At 29.0% G+C, this 21,998-nt stretch carries 19 protein-coding genes; 8 read left to right on the forward strand and 11 right to left on the reverse strand.

Annotated features, from left to right (window positions below):
* Positions 1–107 precede the first annotated feature (107 nt).
* Both JRV97_RS07195 and JRV97_RS07200 read left to right on the forward strand, forming a co-directional pair.
* Positions 108–1,181 (forward strand): tetratricopeptide repeat protein, encoded by a 1,074-nt coding sequence (locus tag JRV97_RS07195; RefSeq protein ID WP_280997572.1) that lies wholly within the window; start codon positions 108–110, stop codon positions 1,179–1,181.
* On the forward strand, positions 1,150–1,659 hold the full coding sequence (locus tag JRV97_RS07200; RefSeq protein WP_280997574.1) for a prepilin peptidase: 510 nt from the start codon (positions 1,150–1,152) through the stop codon (positions 1,657–1,659). The genes JRV97_RS07195 and JRV97_RS07200 overlap by 32 nt, the downstream gene beginning before the upstream one ends.
* Here the strand turns inward: JRV97_RS07200 and JRV97_RS07205 are convergent.
* Genes JRV97_RS07205 through JRV97_RS07230 form a run of 6 tightly spaced genes read right to left on the reverse strand, consistent with a single transcriptional unit; the run spans position 1,594 to position 8,620 of the window.
* Positions 1,594–2,292, reverse strand: a complete 699-nt coding sequence (locus JRV97_RS07205) for a pseudouridine synthase (protein WP_280997576.1) — start codon at positions 2,290–2,292, stop codon at positions 1,594–1,596. The genes JRV97_RS07200 and JRV97_RS07205 overlap by 66 nt on opposite strands.
* Positions 2,292–3,221 carry an ABC transporter ATP-binding protein gene (locus JRV97_RS07210; protein ID WP_280997578.1) on the reverse strand — a complete coding sequence of 310 codons (930 nt, stop codon included), beginning with the start codon at positions 3,219–3,221 and terminating at the stop codon, positions 2,292–2,294. Before JRV97_RS07210 ends, JRV97_RS07205 begins: the two co-directional genes overlap by 1 nt.
* An 8-nt stretch (positions 3,222–3,229) precedes the next feature.
* Entirely contained in the window at positions 3,230–3,679 is a 450-nt protein-coding gene (gene smpB / locus JRV97_RS07215) for an SsrA-binding protein SmpB (protein ID WP_280997580.1), read from the reverse strand.
* Positions 3,676–4,767 carry a DNA integrity scanning diadenylate cyclase DisA gene (gene disA, locus JRV97_RS07220; protein ID WP_280997582.1) on the reverse strand — a complete coding sequence of 364 codons (1,092 nt, stop codon included), beginning with the start codon at positions 4,765–4,767 and terminating at the stop codon, positions 3,676–3,678. Before disA ends, smpB begins: the two co-directional genes overlap by 4 nt.
* Positions 4,768–4,781: 14 nt before the next feature.
* Positions 4,782–6,122, reverse strand: a complete 1,341-nt coding sequence (gene radA / locus JRV97_RS07225; RefSeq protein ID WP_280997584.1) for a DNA repair protein RadA — start codon at positions 6,120–6,122, stop codon at positions 4,782–4,784.
* Entirely contained in the window at positions 6,122–8,620 is a 2,499-nt protein-coding gene (locus JRV97_RS07230) for an ATP-dependent Clp protease ATP-binding subunit (protein ID WP_280997586.1), read from the reverse strand. The genes radA and JRV97_RS07230 overlap by 1 nt, the downstream gene beginning before the upstream one ends.
* 388 nt (positions 8,621–9,008) lie before the next feature.
* Here JRV97_RS07230 and JRV97_RS07235 point away from each other — a divergent pair, with 388 nt between their 5' ends.
* From JRV97_RS07235 to JRV97_RS07260, 6 genes are all read left to right on the forward strand, one after another.
* Positions 9,009–10,274 carry an ArsB/NhaD family transporter gene (locus JRV97_RS07235; protein WP_280997588.1) on the forward strand — a complete coding sequence of 422 codons (1,266 nt, stop codon included), beginning with the start codon at positions 9,009–9,011 and terminating at the stop codon, positions 10,272–10,274.
* Between the two features lie 15 nt (positions 10,275–10,289).
* The gene (locus JRV97_RS07240; protein WP_280997589.1) at positions 10,290–10,835 is read left to right on the forward strand and encodes a macro domain-containing protein; all 546 of its coding nucleotides are present in this window, start codon (positions 10,290–10,292) and stop codon (positions 10,833–10,835) included.
* A 9-nt stretch (positions 10,836–10,844) separates the two neighbouring features.
* Complete coding sequence (locus JRV97_RS07245; protein ID WP_280997591.1) at positions 10,845–11,441, forward strand: hypothetical protein; 597 nt, start codon at positions 10,845–10,847, stop codon at positions 11,439–11,441.
* Positions 11,442–11,551: 110 nt separating this feature from the next.
* Positions 11,552–12,901, forward strand: a complete 1,350-nt coding sequence (locus JRV97_RS07250) for an FAD-dependent oxidoreductase (protein WP_280997593.1) — start codon at positions 11,552–11,554, stop codon at positions 12,899–12,901.
* Between the two features lie 501 nt (positions 12,902–13,402).
* Positions 13,403–17,629, forward strand: a complete 4,227-nt coding sequence (locus JRV97_RS07255) for a PolC-type DNA polymerase III (RefSeq protein WP_280997595.1) — start codon at positions 13,403–13,405, stop codon at positions 17,627–17,629.
* A gap of 9 nt (positions 17,630–17,638) precedes the next feature.
* Positions 17,639–17,920, forward strand: coding sequence for a response regulator (locus JRV97_RS07260; RefSeq protein WP_280997597.1), 282 nt, complete (start codon positions 17,639–17,641; stop codon positions 17,918–17,920).
* Positions 17,921–18,041: 121 nt separating this feature from the next.
* Here JRV97_RS07260 and fabD read toward each other — a convergent pair whose 3' ends face one another.
* The 5 genes from fabD to JRV97_RS07285 are packed head-to-tail and all read right to left on the reverse strand — an operon-like array spanning position 18,042 to position 21,988.
* Positions 18,042–18,929, reverse strand: coding sequence for an ACP S-malonyltransferase (gene fabD, locus JRV97_RS07265; RefSeq protein WP_280997599.1), 888 nt, complete (start codon positions 18,927–18,929; stop codon positions 18,042–18,044).
* A 4-nt stretch (positions 18,930–18,933) separates the two neighbouring features.
* Entirely contained in the window at positions 18,934–19,848 is a 915-nt protein-coding gene (locus JRV97_RS07270) for a nitronate monooxygenase (protein ID WP_280997601.1), read from the reverse strand.
* Positions 19,841–20,722, reverse strand: coding sequence for a 3-oxoacyl-[acyl-carrier-protein] synthase III C-terminal domain-containing protein (locus tag JRV97_RS07275; protein WP_280997603.1), 882 nt, complete (start codon positions 20,720–20,722; stop codon positions 19,841–19,843). Before JRV97_RS07275 ends, JRV97_RS07270 begins: the two co-directional genes overlap by 8 nt.
* Position 20,723: 1 nt before the next feature.
* The gene (gene fabZ / locus JRV97_RS07280; RefSeq protein WP_407081578.1) at positions 20,724–21,143 is read right to left on the reverse strand and encodes a 3-hydroxyacyl-ACP dehydratase FabZ; all 420 of its coding nucleotides are present in this window, start codon (positions 21,141–21,143) and stop codon (positions 20,724–20,726) included.
* Positions 21,143–21,988 (reverse strand): DegV family protein, encoded by an 846-nt coding sequence (locus JRV97_RS07285; protein ID WP_280997607.1) that lies wholly within the window; start codon positions 21,986–21,988, stop codon positions 21,143–21,145. Before JRV97_RS07285 ends, fabZ begins: the two co-directional genes overlap by 1 nt.
* Between the last annotated feature and the right edge of the window lie 10 nt (positions 21,989–21,998).

The following is a 21,998-nucleotide window of genomic DNA, read 5'->3' on the forward strand; positions in this document are numbered from 1 at the left end:
CTTATTTCATATTATAACAGATTACTATAAGTTATAACATTTATTATTTTATGTTAAAAATGATAAAATGAAATTACGATCATATTAAAGATAGGGAGGAGATACCCATGGAGACAGTGGCCATTTTAAAATTAAAGGATGAAAAGATTGAGATAAATACAAATACAGTTTTTCCAGTAATTTTATCAGATGTTATGTATGAAGGTGACCTTGATTTGATGATGGCAGATTTAAAAAATAAGGCAAAACTGATAAGTGAAGCAAAAAAGATAAAAACTATTTCGGAACATATTTCTGGAATTTCTTCTAATTTTGTTACAAAACCTTTTATATTTTCCGAATTTCTTTCCTACTTAAGAGAGTTTGATTTAAAACCTTCCGATTTTAACCATGCCACATTAAATGAATTATATGATATAATACTGGATTATGCCGATCATCATAATTTTGATGAATTAAAAGAAATAGTTAAATTTATGATAGAAATAGATCCAAATTATACGCCAGCATATGAAATACTTGGCTCTGTGTTGGTGGAAGAAGGAAATTTAGAGGTGGGGAAAAAGTATTTAGAATTAGCTGTTAAACAAGATCCATGGAATGTTGCAGCATTATCAGAATTGGGTGAAACATATTTTAATCTTGGTGAGTTTGAAAAAGCTGCAGAAATTTGGTTAAAAGAAGTTGAGCTGATGCCTGAAAATACGGTTACATACTTTATGATAGCCGATGCGTATAGGCAATCAAAGAACTTTGAAAAATCAGCAAGAATCCTAGAAAAGTTTTTAAATAAATATCCAAAGAGTATTTTAGCGAAATATGAATTAACAGAGATTTATAAAAAATTAGATAGAAACTTAGAAGCAGAAGAATTAAAAGAAGAGATAGCAAATTCACAACCTGAATATGTAAGTGATGTTGAAATATGGGCAAAAATAATGTTTCAAAATAGGAAATATGAAAAGGTTGAAAAGTTCATAAGTAAATTTTTGGATAAAAATAAAGAGTATGAACATTTTAGGATATTATTGACAATTCCGCTTTTGAAATCTGGCAAAAAAGAAGAGGCAAGATTAATGATTAGAGAAGTTAAAGAAAAATTTCCATGGTATTATTACGGAATGAAAAATATTTTAGATGAAATATTAGATGAAGATGAAAAAGATACACTTATTGATTAAAGAAGATTTTGATTTAATAAGAAAAGCATTTATGAAAAATAAAAAAATTATGCTCCCGATATTTTCGGGAGTTATTTTTGCTATAATTATGGGTAAAGTGGATATTATTATAATATTATTAGCCTGCATAGCATTTGTTGATTTTAATACGTTATATATTCCAGATATTTTTAATTATTTAATTATATTGATTGGTTTAATGAAATTTAATAGTTATTTTATACTTCTGGGGATATTTCTTATATCATTTTTATTTTACTATGCCAGGAGAGATGCATTAGGTTATGGTGATATAAAACTTATATTTGGATTATCATTGAATTATGGTTTTAATGTATTTTTTATAATTATTTTTTCTGTTTTGATATCATACCTGTTTGAAAAAAAAGGTAAAATTGCATTTGGCTATTATTTATTCTGGGGAACGATTATTGAAAAGATTTGGTTTTTCAATTTCAATCCATTCACCTTCTTTTAGATTGTCAGGAAGTTGAAGACTTCCTATGGCTATTCTTTTTAAATCAATAACTTCAAGGTTTACAGCTTTCATCATTCTTTTTATTTGATGAAATTTACCTTCCGAAATTTTTATTACAATAATATTCCCCTTTACTTTTTCTACAATTGCAGGTTTTGTTTTAAAATCTTTTAACTGAATACCGATTTCTAATTTTTTAATCTTTTCTTTTGTAATGTTGCCATCCACTTTAACTTCATATGTTTTATATATATTTTTCTTTGGTGAAATGATTTTATGAATTAATTCTCCATCATTAGTTAAAAACAATAATCCATGAGCATCTTTATCTAATCTTCCAGCAATACTCAATTCATCTTTATATTTATGATCTATTAGTTGTAAAACATATTTATCTTTCGAATCATATGTGGAAGATAGGTACCCAACTGGTTTATTAATAATAATATATATTAGTTTATGTCCTTCTATTTTTTTATCTTTAAATTCAACAATGTCATGTTTAGTAACTTTAAAATCGACTTTTTTTATAATATTACCATTTACTTTTATTAATCCGTTTTTTATCAATTTTTTTACTTCGTTTCTTGAACCTATTTTTGCATTGGCTAAAAATTTATCCAATCTCTCCATTACAATCTTCCTTTTATTATATAGGAATAAACATCTTCCAAAGATATTTTCATATTTCTGTATGAGCATTTTATATTATATTTTTTTGTAAGTTCTTCAAAATGTTCAATTTTTAATTGAGTTTCTATTATGGCTGTTGTTGAAGAAATGATTTTTAGTCCTGATATTATTTTTTCATCTTTTAAAGCTTCTAAATTAGAAAGATATTCAGGACTTTCTAATTCAACTTCTATTATAGACAACTCATTTTCAAATTTTTTCATAATATTTATCATTTTATCCTGAGCAATAATTTTTCCATCAACCAATATGGCGATTTCTGAAGCGATTTGTTCGACTTCCCACATATAATGCGAGGAAATAAGAATAGTTTTTTCATTTTTTAGATTTTGATCTAATATATATTCTCGTATAAATCTGGATGTTTCTACATCTATGGCAATTGTTGGTTCATCTAATAATAGTAATTTAGGATTTTTTATAAGAGAACGTGCAATATTCAATTTTTGTTTATTTCCTGAGGAAAGATTTTTAGTTAATCTATGTTTATATTGTGATAATCCAAAATCTTCTAAAAGACTTAGGGCTTTTGATTTTAAATCTTCTTTCACATTACTAATTTTTCCAAATAATATTAAATTTTCGTATGGTGTTAATTCATCTTCTAAAACAGTATAATCTGATACCAAACTGATAAGATTTCTAACCTTGCTCTTTTCTTTTACCACATCAATTCCAAATGCTTTTACTTCACCTGCAGATGGTAGTATCAATGTAGAAATTATTTTCATTAAAGTTGACTTTCCAGCACCATTAGGTCCTAATAATCCAACAATTTTTTTTGCCTCTATTTCAAAATCAATATTATTTAAAGCAATAACATTACCAAATTTTCTAGTAACATTTTTCATTTCAATAGCTTTATTCATAATGCACCTCACATATCATATTTAATACTTTTTCTTATTCTTCTTTCAATATCCCGTTTTGCAATGTCTTCCCTTTTATCATATAGTTTTTTCCCTTTAACTAAAGCAATTTCTACTTTAACAAGACCTTTTTCGTTAAAATACATTTTTAATGGAACAATTGTTAATCCTTTTTCTTTCACTTTTTGATCTAATCTTAAAATTTCATATTTATGCATTAACAATCTTCTAGGTCTTTCTGGGTCGTGATTAAATAATGATGCATTTTTATATTGGCTAATATGAGCATTATATAAATATATTTCACCTTTTTCTATTTTGCAAAATGCATCTTTTAAATTAACTCTACCTTCGCGTAAAGATTTTACTTCTGATCCTCTTAATTCAATTCCAGCTTCGTATTTTTCTAAAATGTGATATTGATATGTAGCATGTTTATTATTAGTTATTATTTTCATTCAAATTCCTCCATTTCAGAAGAGAGTTTTTCTGAAAATTCGCTCTTCCTTTTTATAGCTCTATTAATTCTTTCAGCACGTTTTTTACCTATTCCAGGAACATTAATTAATTCTTCCATGTTTGCTTTCATTAGGGTATCTAAATTTTTAAATGTTTCAACAACATTTCTTACGATAATTGATGGTATTCTTGTGGAATACAATAATCTAAATCCTCTAGGTGAAACAAAAAATTCTTCTAAATCATTTTCCGTTTCAATTTCATAACCCAATTTTTGGGCGATTATTTTCATATTTAAAAAGTCTTCTGTTTTCAATCCATCGAATAAACTTAACGAATCTTGCGGATATTGATAATCCAATAAATTTTTTGAATAATCCATAATTAAAGCGCCAAGGTATCTTGGAGTAATTCTATAAATTTCATTTATTTCAAGTCGTGAGCTTTCTGCAGCTTCACCTAATTCCAATAAATATTTTTCAGCTTTTTCTGCAACTTTTAAAGTCATGAAACCTTTAGATATAGCTTCAACTACATTTGATAATATGACCCTATTTTCCATTTCAGCTATATTAATTTCTGACAATAATTCAAAAAAACTTTGTTTATAACGTTGAGCAACAGCAATTTCCTGATTTAATCTTGGTAGAATTATAATTTCTGGATATAGAACTCTGCTATTATTTCCTTGATATATTGAAACCTGGTTTCTTCTTTTAGATACAGCTATAAGTATTTCATTAGTTTGTTTAGCCATTCTTTCAGCAGTTCTATGACGCATTCCTGTTTGAAAACTTGGAATGTTACTTGATGGGTTTAATTGGGCGTTTGCATATAAAATTTTAGTAGCATCTTTGTTTAAGACAATTGCACCGTCCATTTTGGCTAATTCATATAACCTTTCAGGTTCAAAATCTGTATCTATAATAAAACCGAGTTGGATTAACCCTTTTTCTAAGTGTTCATCGGCATTATCGGTTAAGAATATCAATGCCCCGAGGTTTGCGGAAATTATTAAATCTATGCCTGTTCGCAATTTTTTGCCCGGAGCCAACGAACTGAGTATTTCTGAGAATGTATCTTTCATAATATCACCTCGTTCTATGAAAAGAATTTTTTAACTAAGCTGCTTAAGTTACTAATTTTTAAGGTGTTTGTTGCTGCAATTTTTGAAGTTGGAATAACAATGTTTTCTACACCTAGTTTTTTAGCAAAATCAATTCTTTTTTCCAGATCTCTTATATTTCTAATATTTCCGTCTAAACCGATTTCACCTAAAACAACTATAGATTCATTTGTTGTTATATCAAATAATGATGAAAGTAATGCATAAGCAATAGCAAGATCACTTGAAGTATCAGAAATTTTAAAACCACCAGATGTACTTAAAAAAATATCTTTCGATTCAATAGGTAATCTTAATCTTTTGCTTAAAACAGCTATTATCATGAGTAATCTATCAAGTGGGGCACCTGATGTTACCCGGCGTGGGTTACCATATACTGGTTTGCTCACTAAAGCCTGTATTTCTATAGGAATTAATTTACTTCCTTCTTTAACTATAGTTAAAACATTTCCTGATGCATTTTTATAATCTTTTAAAAAATAATGGGTATATTCAGAAATAGGTTTAAGTCCTTTTTGAGTCATTTCAAACATTAAAATTTCATCTGTCGGCCCATATCTATTTTTTAAAATACGCATCATACGTAATCCAGATGTTTTTTCTAATTCAAATTGCAATACAGCATCCACCATATGTTCCAAAATTTTAGGTCCAGCTATAATACCACCTTTTGTTACATGACCAACTATTATTAAGGTAATTCCTCTTTTTTTACAATATTCTGAAAGATATCTTGTGACTTCTTTTACCTGTAAAACACTTCCAGCGTAAGAAGAAAAATTATCTGATTTAATTGTTTGTATAGAATCAATAATTAAAAAATCTGGTTTTTCTTCAAGATTTTCCAGTAAAGCGACTATTTTTTCCAAGGAATTCTCGAAAACCAACCCTATTTTATTTTTATCCGATTTCACATTAAGTCTTTTAAATCTCTGAAACACCTGTTCTGCAGATTCTTCTCCAGAAACGTATATAACGAAATTTTTTTGACTTACATTTGAAGATATTTGGGTTAAAAAAGTGCTTTTTCCGATTCCCGGTTCTCCTGCTAATAAATATATAGCTCCTTCAACAAATCCTCCATACAAGATTTCATTAAGTTCTTTGAAACCAGTGTTAATCTTTTTTGGTTCTTTTATATTATCGGTTAAAAACAAAATTTCTGATGGGGTTGATTTTACTTTATTATCAAAAATATCCGCGGTGAATTCCACCGCGGTATTCCATTCGTTACATGAAGGGCATTTTGCAAACCATTTGGTGCTTTCATACCCACATTCAGAACATACAAAATAGTTTTGTTTCTTTTTAGACATTATAACACCTTCTGCTTAGGTGAAGCTTTTCTGCCTTTTTTAAAGTGTATTTTATTATTTTTAACATCTATAATTATTTTATCTCCCTCTTTAAATCTGCCTTTTAATATTTCTTCGGATAAAGGATCTTCTAAATGTCTTTGAATAGATCTTTTTAAAGGTCTAGCTCCGAATATAGGATCAAATCCTTTTTCAATGAGAAAATCAATAGCTTCTTCTTTAAATTTTAAATGCAAATCTTTTTCTTTTAACCGTTTTTCAAGATCTTTTAGCTGTATTTTTATGATTTCTTTCATATCATTTTTGGTAAGTGGATGAAATACGACTGTTTCATCTAATCTGTTTAAAAATTCAGGTTTAAAAGCTTTTCTGACTTCTTCCATAACGGATAATTTTATTTCTTTATATTTTTTTTCTTCAGACTCATCATCGACAAATCCCATAGAACGTTTAGTTTTATTTATAGTTTCACTACCTAAATTACTTGTCATAATGATAATAGCATTTCTAAAGTCAACAATTCTTCCCTGTGAATCGGTTAGACGTCCATCGTCCATAATTTGTAATAATATGTTATAAACGTCTGGATGTGCTTTTTCTATTTCATCGAGTAATATAACAGAATATGGTCTTCTTCTAACAGCTTCAGTTAACTGGCCACCTTCTTCATAACCAACATAACCTGGAGGTGCTCCAACCAATCTTGAGACATTAAATTTTTCCATATATTCAGACATGTCTATTCTAACTAATGCTTTTTCGTCACCAAATAAATATTCTGCAATAGTTTTAGCTAATTCTGTTTTTCCAACGCCTGTAGGTCCAAGGAATAAAAATACACCTGTTGGTCTTCTTGGATCTTTTATTCCACTCCTGGCACGTCTTATTGCTCTTGATACAGCTTTTATAGCATCATCTTGTCCAATAACTCTTTCGTGTAATACGGCTTCAAGATTTAGTAGTCTTTCCATTTCAGACATTTCTAATTTTTTCAATGGTACTCCTGTCCAATCAGAAACAACTTCTGAAATATGTTCTTCTGTAATTTCTATAATTTCTTTTTCAGCTTTTTTTCGCCATTCGCTATATTTTTTTGTATATTTTTTCTTCAAATCACTTATTTGTGATTTTATCTCATCGATTTCTTCATATTTGTTGTTTTGAATAAGATAATCCTTTTTATTTTCTAATTCAGTTATTTTATTGAGTATTTTCTTTAAATTATTTGGTAGAGTAAGAGCGTTTAAACGAACTCTTGCGCCAGCTTCATCAATTAAATCAACGGCTTTATCGGGTAAAAATCTATCTGTTATATATCGTAAAGATAAATTGACTGCTGCTTCCAGAGCAGAATATGTATATTTAACTTTATGATGCTCTTCATATTTTGATTTTATACCTTTTAATATTTCCAAAGCTTCTTCATATGTTGGTTCATTAACATAAATCTTCTGGAACCTTCTTTCTAATGCAGGATCTTTTTCTATAAACTTTCTATATTCTGAAGGGGTTGTTGCTCCAATTACAGTAATATTTCCACTTGCTAATGCAGGTTTTAAAACATTTGCAGCATCCATAGAAGAACCTTCTGCAGCACCTGCTTCGACTATCATATGTAATTCGTCAATAAATAATATAATATCCTTATTTTTTTCCAGAATTTGCATTAATTTCTTCATTCTTTTTTCAAATTCACCACGATATTTTGTTCCGGCAACTAATGAGGTTAAATCTAGAGAAAAAATGCATTTATTTTTTAGTACTTCAGGGACATCGCCGTTGATAATTTTTTCGGCTAAACCTTCAACAATAGCACTTTTTCCAACGCCAGCCTCACCTATAAGTACAGGGTTGTTCTTTTTTCTTCTGGCAAGTATTTCCATTAATCTTCTGATTTCAACTTCTCTACCAATAACAGGATCTAATTCTTTTTTTGCAGCTTTATCAGTTAAATCCGTTCCATATCCTTCAAGCTGCTTTATAGCATTTTGCCTTTGTCTAATCCTTTCTTCATCCTCTTCTGCAAATGAAGAGTGTTCCCCTTTTATGTTTTCGCTTTTATTTAACATGAGATCTGCAAGCTTTTTTCTCATTTCAACAAGATTTATTCCCAATCTTCTTAATACATGAGCCGCAATTCCTTCCCCTTCTCTACAGATTCCAAGAAGCAAATGTTCAGCATCAATTTGTGAAGTACCAAGTATTTCAGATTCGTCATAAGCTAATTCTATTATCCTTTTAGCTCTTGGTGTTGGTTGTGGTGAGGAACCAACAATGTTATGTGAGGCATTAACGCCTACAATGTTTGTTATTTCAGATTTTATTTTTCCATATGTTAGATTATAGTATGAAAATATTTGAGATAAATATTTTCCATTTACCTTTAAAAGGCCTAACAATAAATGTTCTGTTCCCACATAAGGATGCCCCATAAACCGTGCTTCATTTTGTGCTTCGATGAAAACTTTCGCTGCTCTATCTGTAAAGTTATCAAACATATTATCACCTCCACGAATACCTATCAATATTTTAACACATTTTCACTAAATTATGAAGAATGTAGTTTTAAAATTAAAAGAATAGGTTGTCCAAAAAGTTAAAATCATTCAGACAGCTCGATTGCAAATCTTTAAAAATTATTCATTCCCAGCCGCCGCTCAGATTTTGCATCCATGCAAAAGCTTCACTCAAAAAAACATCCTGTTTTTTTGACGGCTTTCATTCATAATTTTTAAAGGCAATCTTCGAGTCTTCACTTCTTTTAAACTTTTTGGACAGAATAATTAAAAGAAAAACGTTTTTAAAAATTAAAATACTTTTCAAGATAACTTTAAAGAAAAAGAGTTTAATTAGTGTGTTAAAACTATCTAAATTGGAGGCGGTCTTATGTCAGAGTTATTGGTTTTGGGTATAGCTATAGTGGCGTATTATTTTATTATTTTTGCGAGAAGGATTAAAAAGTCTATTATTACTTTCTTTTTTGGTATTTTGCTTTTTATTCTTAAACCTGTAGAGGGTCTGGAATTTGAAAATCTTGGTAGAATAGTTAGTTTTGAGACACTTGGTATTTTGCTTGGGATGATGATAATTGTTGAAATACTTAAAGAAAGTGGTTTTTTTACATTTACTGCTGTTAATGCTATTAAATTAAGTCGTTATAAATTTTGGATAGTTTTAACTTTGCTTATGCTTATAGTAACATTATTTTCGGCATTTTTAGATAATTTGATTACAATAATGCTAATAGCTCCAATTATATTTTTGGTTGCAGATACACTTGAAGTGGATCCGGCACCTCTTTTGTTATTAACAATATATATTGATAATATTGGTGGAATGAGTACCCTAATAGGTAGTCCATTGAATATTGTTTTGGGATCTATAGGTCATCTGGATTTTGCTAAATTTTTAACTGTAATGTTGCCAATTACGGTTTTATCTTTTATAGCGGTTCTTTTAATGTTTAAAATAAATAATAAAGTTGATACAAAAACTTTCAATGAAAAGCTTAGAAAATTATCGGATATGGATCCTGAAAAAGCTATTGAAAATAAATCATTGATGTATAAAGGAGTATCTGTGTTTGCAATAGTTTTAACCGGATTTATGTTTCATTCTGTTATAAAAATAGATTTGGCATTAATAGCTATCGCAGGTGCATTAATCTTAATGTTGTTAACACAAAAAGATTTTGAAAGTATGTCAAAAGATCTGGACTGGGATACTATGTTTTTTTATGGTGGTTTATTTACAATAGCTTTTTCTTTAGAAGAAATTGGTGTAACTCAAGCGATAGCAAATCTTTTTAATCCACTATTACATACACCATTTTTATTAATGATTGTAATTATGTGGGTATCTGCATTTATTATTCCATTTTTGAGTGCTGTTCCTGGAACATTAATTTTGGCTCCTGTTATTAAACTTTTAGTATTGCATGGAGCACCATTTGAATTATGGTATGCTTATGCAATAGGAGCAAATTTAGGAACAAATTTAACTCCACTCGGAGCTGTTCAAAATATCGTAGGAGTATCTTTACTTGAGAAAAACTACAATCAAACAATATCTTTTGGAGAATATATGAAAAAATCATTTTTACCCGTATTAATTCCCATGGCGTTAGGAACAGTGTATCTTTTTTTCGTTTAAAATTGAGGTGAAATCATGAATAAAGTTATTTTTGAAAAAGAGATAAATAATATTATTTTGAAGATTGTGGTTGGTGATTTAACAAAAGAGAATGTAGATGCTATTGTAAATGCAGCAAATTCATATCTTGCACATGGTGGTGGGGTCGCGGCGGCTATCGTTAGAGCTGGTGGAAGAATTATTCAGGAAGAGAGTAATGAATATATTAAAAAAAATGGTATAATAAAGACAGGCGAAATAGGGATTACTTCAGGAGGTCGTCTTAAAGCAAAATATGTAATTCATGCTGTAGGACCTGTATGGAATGGCGGAAATTCAAATGAAGAAAAACATTTATACAGTGCAGTATATAAATCTCTTGAAAAGGCAGATGAAATGAAATTAAAAACGATCTCTTTACCAGCAATTAGTTCTGGGATTTTTGGTTATCCTTTTGAGAAAGCATGTGATGTTTATTCTAAAGCTATTAATGACTTTTCCAAAACCGCAAAATCTTTAAGAGAAATAAGATTCTGCTTTTTGGAAAAAAAGAAAGCTTTGGAATTCTCAAGAAAAGTTTAGGAGGACAAAATGGCAACATTAAAAATACATAATGAAAAGAAGAAGAAAATAGAAAAGAAACATCACTTATCAGAAAAAGTTAATCCTGTAAGAATATATAATAAACCAGAATATGAAAAACAACAGGAAATAGCCGGAAAATTTTCTTCTGGTAATGCTGGAATAGGTTGGTTAAAAATTGTTTTTTCCAGTTTTAATTTTTTAATTTCATTAATATTAACTTTGATGGTAGGAATTGTATATTTTCAAAAACCATTAATTCAAAGTATGCTTGGAAATCAATTTACTTTAGATGTAGTCAATATAATATTGCTCGGTATATTATATTTAAGTTATAGCATTTTTGAGCAATTTAACGCTATATATTATTTAAAAGGTAATCTTAGGGCCACAAGGATTACGGCGTTTGTAAAATTTTTAATATCTATGATTATGATTTTTGCTATACTATATCTGATTTTTAAACATGGAATACAATGGTTTGGGGCGTCGTTATTTGGAAATACCAGTTTAGGAAAAAATCAAGTATTTTATATTCCGAGTATAGTTTATTTGACATATTCTGTATTTTTGTCATTGTTATCATATTACGATATTTTGAAATAGGAGCAAAGCTCCTTTTATTTTTGATAATAATGTTAATAATTACACCATTTGATTAATATAGAATATCAATTAGAATATCAAAATTAAATAGAGTTTTTGGAGGTGTGAAAATGGAAAAGATGGAATATGATGTGGTTATCCTTGGTGGGGTCGCGGCTGGTACGAGTGCAGCAGCAAGTGCTAAAAGAATAAATAAAAATTTGAAAATTGCAATATTTCAAAAGGAACCATACATATCTTATGGTGGATGTGGATTACCATATGTAATAAGTGGAGATGTTTCTTCACCAGAAGCGGTTATAGCATTAACACCAGATATCTTTAAAGAGAAAAAAGGTGCTGATGTTTTTGTTAAACACGAAGCATATGAAATAGATTTTTCAAATAAAATCGTTTATATTAAATCAGAAGAAGGTGAAAAGGAAGTTTCTTATAACAAATTGGTAATTTCAACAGGTGCTTCACCCATTATTCCACCGTTCCAAGCATGGGGAGAAAAAGGGATTTTTAAATTGAGGAATCCAGATGATGCAAAGAATATTTTAAATTTTATAAAAGAAGAAAATCCTGAAAAAGCAATTATTATTGGAGGAGGATTTATTGGTATAGAAACTGCTGAAGCTTTAAAAAAACATGGAATAGAAATTACTATTATTGAAGGTATGGATCATATACTTGGAAATATAGAACCGGAAATTCATGAAGAATTTATACATGGCATAAGAGAAAAAGGAGTCAATGTTGTATTTAATACATTTGCAAAAGATGTTATAAAAGAAAATGGGGTTTTTAAAGTAATTACAGAAGATAATGAATATACTGGGGATATGGTAATTATATCTATTGGGGTAAAACCAAATACATTATTTTTAAAGGACAAAGGTTTAAATTTAGCAAAAAATGGAGCTATTATAGTTAACGAAAAAATGGAGACAAATATTAATAATGTATATGCAGCAGGAGATTGCGCTACGGTAAATCATTTTATAACAGGTAAAAATGTATATATTCCTTTAGGGACAACTGCCAATAAGCAGGGAAGAATAGCTGGTAAAAACTTAGCAGGTGGGAATGATTCTTTTATAGGAGTTGTTGGATCATTAATTACAAAATTCGAAGATATAGAGTATGCTAAAACAGGATTAACTTTACAAGAAGCTATAAATGAAGGATTTAATGCAGAAGCGGTATTTATTAAATCTGGAAGTAAAGCACATTATTATAAAGGTTCCAAAAAATTAAAGATAAAACTTGTTTTTGAGAAAAAAACTGGTAGAATTTTAGGAGCACAATTTGTTGGTGGGGAAATACATCCAAGATTAAATGCAATAACTTCTCTAATATATACTAATGGAACTGTTGATAAATTAAGAAATATGGATTTAGCTTACTCTCCGCCATTTTCACCAGTATGGGACATAGATTTAGTAGCTGCAAATCAAGCAATAAAGAAGATCTAAAAACAAGCATCTGAAAGATGCTTGTTTTTTTAAAAGGTTAGTAAGTTTAAAAATTTCGTTTTTTTAACTTTTTTATAGATTTTATAGAAACTGAGACATCTTTTAAGATGTCTCAGTTTGTAGACAAAGTGCAAAATAAAATATTCAAAATAATATTCGTGTCTAAGGTGAAAATTCTTATTCCTCAAAAATGCTCATGAACATATTTTTAATGCGCAGCATTAAAAATAAACAAATGTTTATATATTAAAAAAATACAATAATTAATATAGGTTATAAATAAAGCAATATTTTAGTTTATAATATTTAAAATTATAATATTTAAAATTTCGCGAAGCGAAAGTTTGGGAATTTTCAAGGATTCTCTCATATTATTTTTTCATATTTTATTTTGTCAACATTCTGAGACATCTTTTAAGATGTCTTTTTTTAAAATTGACATATTAATTTTAAAATTAATATGGTATAGTTAATGATGATATTCTTTCAGGAGGTCTTTCGATGAAAATTTCAGATTTTTTGCTTTCAAAATTAGGGTTTGACCCTTTTAATCTTCAAGGTGAAATAGAAATAAATGAATTTCTTCTTCTAAAGCTTTATAATCCATTAAGTGAAAATGAAGAAAAAAATATAAAAAGGTTTTTTTCAAGGCTTATGAAAATGCCGGTTAAATTTGTCTTGCTTATAAAAAAGGATTTAAACTATATTCTGGAAAATTGGATAGATTTAATAAAGGGTAATGAAGAAGAAAATTATCTTCGTTTTTTGTTACCTGATGTTTCTGATAATGAACTAATATTTAGAGTTTCAAATAGATTTGCTCTTGAAAGAATAAAGAAAAACAAAGAAATTATAGATAAAATACTGAATAGAAGTTTGGGATATTCGCCAAACTATGAATTCCTTTTTGATGAATCCTTGAATATTGATTATACTGAAATAGAAAATAACGATTATGAATTAATTGAGGATTATGATGAAGAGGCTAATGATAAAAATCTTAAATCAATAATTTCTATGGGTCATAATACAGAAAGTAATGAAAAAAGTGATTTAAATAATGATGAAATTATCTTGGGAAATAATTTTAAAAAAGTTTCTATTCCTCTTGAAAGGCTAAGTGAAATAATGTATCAAACTTCAAAAGTAGTTGTGGAAGGTGAAGTGTTCTATAAGGAATATAATGATAGAGCTATTATTTTAACAATGTTTATTACTGATAATACAGATTCTATTACTATAAAAGCATTTAAAAATTCTGCAGAAAAACTAAATGCAAATATAAAAGAAAAAGACTTTATAAAGGTTGAAGGAAGAATAACCTATGATGAATATCAGAAGGAATATGTAATAATTCCAGATAATATCATAAAAATACCACCTAAAGAAAGAATAGATGATGCAGAGGTAAAAAGAGTAGAATTACATGCACATTCTAAATTTAGTGCACTTGATTCCGTTTTAGATGTTGAAGAATTGGTAAAAACGGCGGCAAAATGGGGGCATAAAGCTGTAGCTATTACAGATCATGAGGTAGTTCAATCTATACCTGTTTTTTATAATGTAGCGAAAAAAAATAATATAAAACCAATATATGGTTGTGAAATTAATGTGGTTAATAACAAAGTTTCGATTATAAACAATTTTTCAAAAGAAATAAAATTTAATTCTAAATTTGTAGTTTTTGATTTTGAAACAACAGGATTTGACCCAAATGTTGAGGAGATAATTGAAATTGGTGCTGTTAAAATAGAAAATGGAGAAATTAAAGAAGTTTTTCATAAAATGATAAAACCAAATAAGAATGTTCCCCAAAAAATTCAAGAAATTACTGGAATTACGAACGAAATGTTGGAAAATTCTCCTTCAATTGAAGAAATTTTACCAGAATTTATGGAATTTATAACTGATTCTGTCTTGGTTGCACATAATGCCAATTTTGACTATAGATTTTTAAGAAGGTGGGCTAAAGAAGTTTTAAATATTGAAATAAAAATGCCATATGTCGATACTCTTGCAATGGCAAGAGCTTTATTAAATTTAAAAGGTGGTCATTCACTTGATAAAGTAGTAAAAGCATTGGGATTAGGAAATTTTGAACATCACAGGGCACATGAAGATGCCAAAGTTACAGCATATGCGTTTTTAAAATTATTGGAAAAAGCTAAAGGAAGAGGCATTAAAACATTAAATGAATTAATTAATTTAGAAAAAATGATAGATTTTAAAAAATTAAGGAAATATCATGCCGCTGTCCTTGTTAAAAATAGAACGGGATTAAAAAACCTATACAAATTGATATCCAAAGCCCATACAGAATATTTTTATAGAGATACTACAATTTTATTAAATGAGTTGCTTGAAAATAGAGAAGGACTCTTAATAGGTAGTGGCTGTACCAAAAATATAATATTTGAAGAATACTCTAAGGGAGCATCTATTGATGAAATAAATTCATTAATTAGTTTATTTGACTATATTGAAATACAGCCTCTTGATAGTGTTGAACATAATGGAGTCGATAAAAATAAAATAAAAGAATTTTATAAGCTTTTGTATAATTCTGCAAAAAGCTATAATATTCCAGTAGTAATGACGGGGAATGCTCACTATTTAAATAAAGAAGATAAAAAAGCTAGAGATGCATTAATAATAGGTTCAGCTACTAAAGGTAAAAAGAAAAAAATATATGATTCTAATAAATATTTTAGAACAACTAAAGAAATGTTGGAAGCAGCTTATGAAATATTTGAGGATGAAGAAATTGCTAAAGAAATAGTGATTGAAAATACCAATAAAATAGCAGATTTGATAGAAGAAATTAAACCATTAGAAGGGAAATTGCATCCACCTATAATAGAAGGTGCAGATGATACAGTAAGAGAATTATCCTGGAAAACAGCAAAAGAGATATATGGTGATCCCCTGCCAGAAATAGTGAAATCTCGAATAGAGAGAGAATTAAAATCTATTATTAATCACGGTTATGCAGTATTGTATTTGATGGCACAAAAAATAGTAAAAAAATCTAATGATGATGGATATCTTGTTGGTTCGAGAGGATCTGTAGGATCTTCCTTAGTTGCAACAATGATGGGAATAACAGAAGTTAATCCGTTGCCACCTCACTATGTATGCCCAAAGTGCAAATATAGTGAATTTATTACTGATGGATCATACGATTCTGGTTATGATTTGCCTGATAAAAAATGTCCCAAATGTGGAATGGAAATGAAAAAGAATGGTCAGGATATACCTTTTGAAACATTTATGGGTTTTGAAGGAGATAAGGTACCCGATATTGATTTGAATTTTTCTGGTGAATATCAATCGCGAGCACATAAATTTATTGAGGAATTGTTTGGTGTTGATCACGTATTTAGAGCAGGTACTATATCAACAGTTGCAGAAAAAACAGCATATGGATATGTAAAAAAGTATGCAGAAGAATATGCAGGAGATTTGAAAAATCCAGAAATAATAAGATTAGCTAAAAAGATTGAAGGGGCAAGAAGAACTACAGGACAACATCCAGGCGGATTAATGATTGTCCCTAAAAACATGGAGGTTTACGATTTTACTCCTGTTCAATATCCTGCGAATGATAGAAAAGCGAATACTATGACGACTCATTTTGATTATCATGTTATTCACGATGATTTAGTAAAGTTAGATGCATTGGGACATGATGATCCTACGTTTTTAAAAATGTTGAGCGATTTGACAGGTGTAGAATACAAAAATATAAAAATGGATGATAAAGAAACCATGTCGATTTTTTCATCATCAAAGGCTTTAGGTGTAGATTTGAGTTCTGAATTAAGAACAACTGTTGGAACATTGGGAATACCAGAATTTGGAACACAATTTGTTAGAGGAATGCTTGAAGAAACTAAGCCAAAAACTTTTGCAGCACTTGTAAGAATCTCAGGTTTGTCCCATGGAACAGATGTGTGGTTAAATAATGCGAGAGATTTAATAGCTGCAAAAAAAGCCACGGTTGACGAGGTTATTGCATGTCGTGATGATATTATGAATTATTTGATACAAAAAGGATTGGATAAAAAACATTCATTTTTTATAATGGAAAAGGTAAGAAAAGGTAAAGGCTTAGCCTCAGAAGATGAAGATGAAATGAAAAAAAATAATGTTCCAGAATGGTTTATCAATTCATGTAAAAAAATAAAATACTTATTTCCAAAAGCTCACGCAGCAGCATATGTAAGTATGGCATTTAGAATTGCATATTTTAAAGTGCACTATCCATTGGCATTTTATGCTACATATTTTTCAGTTAAAGGTGATGAATTTAATACAGAAATAATATTGAAAGGTAGAAATTCTATTAGAGCAAGAATTTTTGATTTGAAATCATTAAAATCTCTAGATGTAAAAGAAAAAAACGAATTAACTGTTTTGGAATTAGCTTATGAAATGCTATTGCGTGGCTTTGGATTTTTGCCTCCTGATATATATAAATCAGATGCTAAAAACTTTATCATTGAAAACAATAAACTAAGAATACCTTTTATAAAAGTTCCAAATTTAGGAGAAAAAGCTGCTATAAGTATAGTAAAAGCAAGACAAGAGAAGGAGTTTTTATCAGTTGAAGACTTATTAAAAAGAACTGGTATTAATAAGACAACAGTTGAAACGTTTAGAAAACTAGGTATGTTAAAAGGATTGCCTGAAAAAAATCAGGTTAATTTATTTGAGGGATTAATGTGAGGTGATATTTTGTATAACATCCTTATTGTTGATGATTCGAGATTTGATAGAATAATTATCAGAGATATGATTGAGGAGATTGGATATAATGTTATTGGTGAAGCAGAAAATGGGAAAGAAGCTATAAATATGTACTTTAAAATATATCCGGATATTGTATTTATGAATTTAATAATGCCTGTGATGGATGGACTAGAAGCAATGAAATTTATATTGGAAAATGATCCAGAAGCTAAAATAATTGTGACCTCTTCATATTCGGAAAAAAATACGTTAAAGAAGCTATATTAAATGGCGCTAAAGATTTTCTAGCTATTCCTATAAAAAAAGAAAAATTAATAGAGATTTTAGAAAAAATATAATCCCAGAAGCTCTGGGATTATATTTTTGGCTGTCTTGTGATTTTGTATATTTATACTTTTAATATATTTTTTGGATTTAAGCTTTTATCTATTCTTTTTACTAAACCAGTAAGAACTTTTCCTGGGCCAACTTCGTATACTTGAGTAACCCCAATTTTCTTCATTTTTCTAATGCTATCTACCCATTTTACTGTTCCAGTAATTTGCTTAATTATATTTTCTTTTATTTTTTCTGGATCATATTCTAAGTCACCAATATAATTTTGTATAATTTTGTATTTTGGGTTATTAAATTTAATATTTTCTAATTCATGTTTCATTTTTTCTTGAGCGGGTTCAACGAGTTTTGAATGAAATGGTCCACTCACGTTTAATTCAACAACTTTTTTTGCACCTTTTTCTTTTAGTACTTCAAGGGCTTTTAAAACTTCTTGTTTTTCACCACTAATTACAATTTGTTCTGGGGAATTATGATTCGCAATATTAACATTATTAAATTGAGATAAGACTTCTTGTATATTTTCTATATTTAATCCAATTACTGCTCCCATGCCACCAATTCCAGGGGGGCAAGCTTCACTCATATATTTACCTCTAAGGCGGACTAATTTTACAGCATCTTCAAAAGAGATAACTTCTGCCGTTGTTAATGCTGTCCATTCGCCCAAAGAATGACCAGCAACAACATCAGGAATAATATTTAATTTTTCAACTGCATACATATACATTATATATGAAATAGTCAATAATGCAGGTTGAGCATTTTCTGTTAGAGTTAAAGTTTTTTCATCATCTCCAAAAATAATAGATTCTAAATTTACACTAATGGTTTCAGAAGCTTTATCTAAATACTTTTTATATTCAGGATATTTTTCTAAAATTTCTTTTCCCATTCCAAGAGATTGAGATCCCTGACCTGGAAAGACAAATGCTATCATTTTATCACCTCTCAAAATATTTTTTGAGTTCTTCGCCAAATTCTTCAACAATTTCTTTAACGCTTTTTATTTCATTGATCAATCCAGCACTTTGTCCAGCCATGAAAGATCCATTTTCTAAGTCTCCATCCATAAAGGCTTTTCTCAAACTTCCGACAAGCATTTCTTCTGCTTCTTCTGGTGAAGCAACTTCGAGTTGCTTTATCTTCTTAGCAAATTTTGTTTTTATGACTCTTGCTGGATGCCCAATTGATGCACCAGTAACAATAGCATCTCTTATGCCAGCTTTTAAAATTAATTTTTTATAATTTTCATGTGCCTCACATTCATGAGTAGCGACAAATCTTGTTCCCATTTGAATTCCTTCAGCACCCAATGCTAAAGCAGCTCTTGCACCTCTTAAATCAGCAATACCTCCTGCTGCAATAACAGGAATATTTAAAACATCAACGAGCTTTGGTATTAAAACCATAGTAGAGACATCACCTATATGTCCTCCACATTCCATTCCTTCACCAATAATGGCATCAACTCCAGTTTTTTCTAATCTTTTAGCCAGATTTTCTGATGAAACTACAGCTAAAACTTTTATATTTTTTTCTTTTAATTGAGGAATGTATTTCCCTGGATTACCAGCTCCAAAAATTACTACAGGAACATTTTCTTCTTTTACTATTTCAACTAATTGATCGGCATAAGGGTTTACTAATATAATATTTACAGCAAAAGTTTTATCAGTTAATGTTTTTATTGTCTTAATAGATTCTTTTAAAATATCAGGGGTCATACTTCCAGCACCAATGGTTCCAAGGCCACCAGCTTCAGAAACTGCTGCGGCTAATTTTGCTGTTCCAACCCATGCCATTCCACCTTCTAAAACAGGATATTTGATATTAAGTAGTTCTGTTACTCTATTCATTGTTGCACCTCCAGGTTATTGCTGATGTTGTCATTCCTCCACCAACTGAAATAAGTAAATGATCTTTTAATGAAATTTTGGTATTTCCATAAGTTTTAAATAAAGTCAAAGGAATGCTTGCAGCGCCAGTATTTCCATATTTTTCTATAATATCTAAAAATTCAAAATCATTAAAGTTTTTTTTGACGCTTTCTAATATTCTCTTGTTTGCTTGATGGGGGACAATAATTTTTTTACCATAATCATTAATATATTGTGATAACATCTTTTTCATATTATTTACAGCAAATTTATATACTCTTTTACCATCCATTATAATTTTTTTATTTTCATTTATATTTAAAGCATCTAAATATTCTGAATCATACATAACTCTATGATCGCAAATACATTTGTCATGATTTTCCAAAATCATAGCAACAGCAGCATCAGAAAATAAAATTGCAGTATTGATATCATTTTCTTCGACAAGATCTGATAATTTTTCTGAAACTATTAATAAAATTTTATTTGCAATATTTTCTCTGAACATGACATCTGCAATATGTAATGAGGTTACAAAACCCACAAATCCATTTGATACGTCAATACCATAACGTGAATTTTTAATCTTCAATTTTTCAAATATTCTGACATAAAAAGGAACATAATGTGCTCCTACAGAAGAAACGAATAGTACAGTATCAACTCCATCAATATCTAAAACTTCTGCTGCTTTTATTCCCATTTGAAATACATCTATTTCAGATATATACCTATTTTTTATACCAGTTCTTTTATATATCCAATCTTCAGAGACATTGAATTTTTTGGCTAAAATTTGATTATCCAATTTTTTTTCTGGGATAAAAGCATTAATTTGTGATATGTGCATATTATCCCTTCTTTATTCCAACCATTAATTCTGCACTGGTAACGGTTTTATTTTCAACCTTAGCATTCGCTTTTAATTTGAACATACCCATTTTTTCTTGAATTACTTCAATTTCATATATTAATTTATCTCCTGGTCTAACTTCCCTTTTAAATCTTGCTTTATCAATTCCAAGAAATAAAGGTATAGAATTTTCTTTTAAATCTTTCATCAATAATAATCCTGCAGTTTGTGCCAATCCTTCTATTATTAATACGCCCGGCATAATAGGATAATCCGGGAAATGACCTTGAAAATGAGGTTCGTTTATACTAACGTTTTTATATGCAATTATTTTATTTTCAGTTATTTCGATAACACCATCGACAAGCAAAAATGGATATCTATGTGGTAGTATTTTCATTATTTCATCAATATTCATTATTCCCATTGTGTAATCACCCCCACAGCATCTGGACCTAAATGAGTACCTATTACAGGATCAAGTAGAGAATATATGATATCATCATCATGAATTCCTTTATTTCTGAGTTCTTCAATTATTAATCCACCATACTTTAGGTTGCTTGTATGAATAACAGCAATTTTTTTTAACCTTAAAGTGTCTATTCTGGCGAGAGATTGATTTACTACTTCTTTTATCATTTTGTTAATTCCTCGAGAGTTTTTTACCGGTATTATTTCACCTTCCTCCAAAGAGAGAATAGGCTTCATATTTAATAAACCGCCCATTAATGCTTTTGCTTTTCCAATTCTTCCGCCTTTATATAAATAATCAATGTTGGTTACACTAAAAATAGTTTTCACTGTAGTATAAAAATTTCGTGCATATTCCAATAATTGTTCTATTTCATAAATTCCAGATTCAATTTTATTTTTTAATTCTAATACTAAAAATCCCAAGCCAAAACTGGTTAATTTGGTATCAATAGTAAAAATTCTTTTTTCATCTACTATAGATGCCGCAAGTCTTGCTGAGTTTAAGGTTCCGCTTAATTTTTCTGAAATAGTGAGCGTGATCAAATAATCATATCTTTTTAACATATCTCTATAAACTTCTTCGAAGTCCTTTACAGATGGTTGAGAAGTTAAAGGTACATATGAACCTACTTTTAGTTCTTCGTAAAATGTAGTAGGACATAAATCTACAGCTTTTATATGTTTGCTTTCTCTCAAAATATAAAGAGATGCATATCCAATGTCATTTTTTTCTAAAAAATCTGTAGGTAAATTACAGGTATTATCAGTTACAATTCCAATTTTCATTTCGCATCAA

Source organism: Marinitoga aeolica (assembly GCF_029910535.1).
GTDB classification, from domain to species: domain Bacteria; phylum Thermotogota; class Thermotogae; order Petrotogales; family Petrotogaceae; genus Marinitoga; species Marinitoga aeolica.

Bases quoted from the DNA above. Each gene is read 5' to 3' on its own strand.
- JRV97_RS07275 (WP_280997603.1), bottom strand. From the start codon at position 20,722: ATGCACATATCACAAATTAATGCTTTTATCCCAGAAAAAAAATTGGAT.
- JRV97_RS07270 (WP_280997601.1), bottom strand. From the start codon at position 19,848: ATGAATAGAGTAACAGAACTACTTAATATCAAATATCCTGTTTTAGAA.
- JRV97_RS07200 (WP_280997574.1), top strand. From the start codon at position 1,150: ATGAAGATGAAAAAGATACACTTATTGATTAAAGAAGATTTTGATTTA.
- smpB (WP_280997580.1), bottom strand. From the start codon at position 3,679: ATGAAAATAATAACTAATAATAAACATGCTACATATCAATATCACATT.
- JRV97_RS07195 (WP_280997572.1), top strand. From the start codon at position 108: ATGGAGACAGTGGCCATTTTAAAATTAAAGGATGAAAAGATTGAGATA.
- radA (WP_280997584.1), bottom strand. From the start codon at position 6,122: ATGTCTAAAAAGAAACAAAACTATTTTGTATGTTCTGAATGTGGGTAT.
- JRV97_RS07255 (WP_280997595.1), top strand. From the start codon at position 13,403: ATGAAAATTTCAGATTTTTTGCTTTCAAAATTAGGGTTTGACCCTTTT.
- JRV97_RS07240 (WP_280997589.1), top strand. From the start codon at position 10,290: ATGAATAAAGTTATTTTTGAAAAAGAGATAAATAATATTATTTTGAAG.
- fabZ (WP_407081578.1), bottom strand. From the start codon at position 21,143: ATGAATATTGATGAAATAATGAAAATACTACCACATAGATATCCATTT.
- JRV97_RS07210 (WP_280997578.1), bottom strand. From the start codon at position 3,221: ATGAATAAAGCTATTGAAATGAAAAATGTTACTAGAAAATTTGGTAAT.
- JRV97_RS07230 (WP_280997586.1), bottom strand. From the start codon at position 8,620: ATGTTTGATAACTTTACAGATAGAGCAGCGAAAGTTTTCATCGAAGCA.
- JRV97_RS07285 (WP_280997607.1), bottom strand. From the start codon at position 21,988: ATGAAAATTGGAATTGTAACTGATAATACCTGTAATTTACCTACAGAT.
- disA (WP_280997582.1), bottom strand. From the start codon at position 4,767: ATGAAAGATACATTCTCAGAAATACTCAGTTCGTTGGCTCCGGGCAAA.
- JRV97_RS07205 (WP_280997576.1), bottom strand. From the start codon at position 2,292: ATGGAGAGATTGGATAAATTTTTAGCCAATGCAAAAATAGGTTCAAGA.
- JRV97_RS07245 (WP_280997591.1), top strand. From the start codon at position 10,845: ATGGCAACATTAAAAATACATAATGAAAAGAAGAAGAAAATAGAAAAG.
- JRV97_RS07250 (WP_280997593.1), top strand. From the start codon at position 11,552: ATGGAAAAGATGGAATATGATGTGGTTATCCTTGGTGGGGTCGCGGCT.
- JRV97_RS07235 (WP_280997588.1), top strand. From the start codon at position 9,009: ATGTCAGAGTTATTGGTTTTGGGTATAGCTATAGTGGCGTATTATTTT.
- fabD (WP_280997599.1), bottom strand. From the start codon at position 18,929: ATGATAGCATTTGTCTTTCCAGGTCAGGGATCTCAATCTCTTGGAATG.